1 protein-coding gene and 1 pseudogene are annotated in these 2,243 nt (G+C 71.3%); both read left to right on the top strand.

The features are described 5' to 3' along the window. Positions 1-162: 162 nt before the first annotated feature. Positions 163-708, top strand: coding sequence for a DUF1684 domain-containing protein (locus GH736_RS21460; protein WP_235934604.1), 546 nt, complete (start codon positions 163-165; stop codon positions 706-708). Between the two features lie 242 nt (positions 709-950). Beyond that, positions 951-2,117 (top strand): annotated as a pseudogene (locus tag GH736_RS21465) (DEAD/DEAH box helicase); the annotation flags it as partial. Positions 2,118-2,243 lie beyond the last annotated feature (126 nt).

Here is a 2,243-nt window from a genome sequence, read left to right on the forward strand (position 1 = left end):
GCTCGAGGCGTACCTCGCCAACGTCCCCGAAGGCGAGGTGGGTTCGGTCGCCGGATTCACCGCCGGGGATGCCGCCCGAGGCATCCAGGAGATGGACTTCGACGGCGAACCCGGAACCGTGATCGGGTTCCTCATCGACGGGCACGTCGGCGCCAGCTCAGCGTGCACGACCCGGCCGAGGGCCACGAGCTGTGGCGCTCGGGGCGCGATGAGCTCTTCGCGGGGCATCCGCAGTCGCCGCTGCTGCCCGACGACCGGGCGCGGTTCACCGGCCTGACGGTGTCGCGCTACGACCCCGACTGGCGGTTCGAGCTCGAGGTGCGCCGCCCCGACGAGCCGGTGCGGATCACCGTCGACAGCGCATCCGACGGCGCGATCCCGTTCTCGCTCGTGGGCACCGTGCGCATCCCCTACCTGGGCACGCTCGACGTGTGGCGGCTCACGACGTACGGCGGCGGACTCTTCGTGCCGGTGAAGGACGCCCTCGCCGGCGCGCCAGGCGGCACGTACGGCGGTGGGCGCTACCTGCTCGACACCGTGAAGGGCGCCGACCTGGGGCCGGGCTCCGACAGCGACTCGCTCGTGATCGACTTCAACTTCGCCTACAACCCCTCGTGCGCCTACGACCCGTCGTGGTCGTGCCCCCTCGCGCAGCCGGGCAACACCCTCCACGAGGAGGTGCCGGTCGGCGAGCGGATGCCGCGCTGAGCGGCCGCGCACAGGGGGCGTGCAGCGGCATCCGCTAGAGTGGCTCTCGGTGAGCGCGACGAACGCGCCGCCTGCGTCGTAGAAACGCTTCCGGGCAGGGCCTCATCAGAGGGCGCCCGATGATTCTCGTACGGCGAACGGATGCGCCGACCGGCGCCTTCGCCACTCTCCCACCGACGGGTCCGAACCGCCGCCGAATGCGGCGCAATCCCGTGCGGTGCGCTCTGCCCCGAAAGGCACCAGTGACCGACACCACCTTCAGCACGCTCGGCGTGCCCGCTCCGATCGTCGCGGCCCTCACCGCCGACGGCAAGACCACCCCGTTCCCGATCCAGGTCGACACCCTGCCCGACACGCTCGCCGGACGCGACGTGCTCGGCCGCGGCAAGACCGGCTCGGGCAAGACCCTCGCGTTCTCGATCCCCATGGCCGCGCGCCTCGGCGGATCGCTCGCCGGCGGCAAGCGCCGCCCCGGCCGCCCCCTCGGCCTCGTGCTCGCCCCCACCCGCGAGCTCGCCACCCAGATCGACGCGGTGCTCGCGCCGCTCGCCGCCGCCTACGGCATGAAGACCACGACGATCTTCGGCGGCATCAACCAGAAGCGCCAGGTCGACGCGCTCCGCGCCGGCGTCGACATCGTCGTCGCCTGTCCCGGCCGCCTCGAGGACCTCATGAAGCAGGGTTTCGTGACCCTCGACGCCGTCGAGATCACCGTGCTCGACGAGGCCGACCACATGGCCGACCTCGGCTTCCTGCCCGTCGTCACGCGCATCATGGACAAGACCCCGCAGGGCGGCCAGCGCCTGCTGTTCTCGGCCACGCTCGACAACGGCGTGGACAAGCTCGTCAAGCGCTTCCTGCAGAACGAGGTGCTGCACTCGGTCGACGAGGCCACCTCGCACGTCGCGGCGATGACCCACCACGTGTTCGAGGTCGAGGACGTCGACGCCAAGAACGACCTCGTGAAGGCGCTCGCGTCGGGCACCGGCCGCCGCATCCTCTTCATGCGCACCAAGCACCACGCGAAGAAGCTCGCGAAGAAGCTCACCGACCAGGGCATCCCCGCCGTCGACCTGCACGGCAACCTGTCGCAGCCGCAGCGCGACCGCAACCTCGCGGCGTTCTCCGACGGCTCGGCCAGGGTCCTGGTGGCCACGGATGTCGCGGCGCGCGGCGTGCACGTCGACAACGTCGAGCTCGTCATCCACGTCGACCCGCCCATGGAGCACAAGGCGTACCTGCACCGCTCGGGCCGCACCGCCCGCGCCGGCAGCGAGGGCGACGTCGTCACCATCTGCCTGCCCGCGCAGAAGCAGGACCTGAAGACGTTGCTCCGCAAGGCCGCCATCACCGTGACGCCCGAGCGCGTGACGGCGAACTCGCCCTCGGTGACCTCGCTCGTCGGCGACGGATGCCCCGAGCGCCTCGCTCGGCACCGAGGCGAGGAACGGCACCGTGAACGAGATGACGGTGTTCACCGTGGCATCCGTCACCCGTGACCGCACCCAGAGGTTCGCCCGTCCGACCAGCCACCC

Source organism: Agromyces humi (genome assembly GCF_009720255.1).
Lineage (GTDB): Bacteria > Actinomycetota > Actinomycetes > Actinomycetales > Microbacteriaceae > Agromyces > Agromyces humi.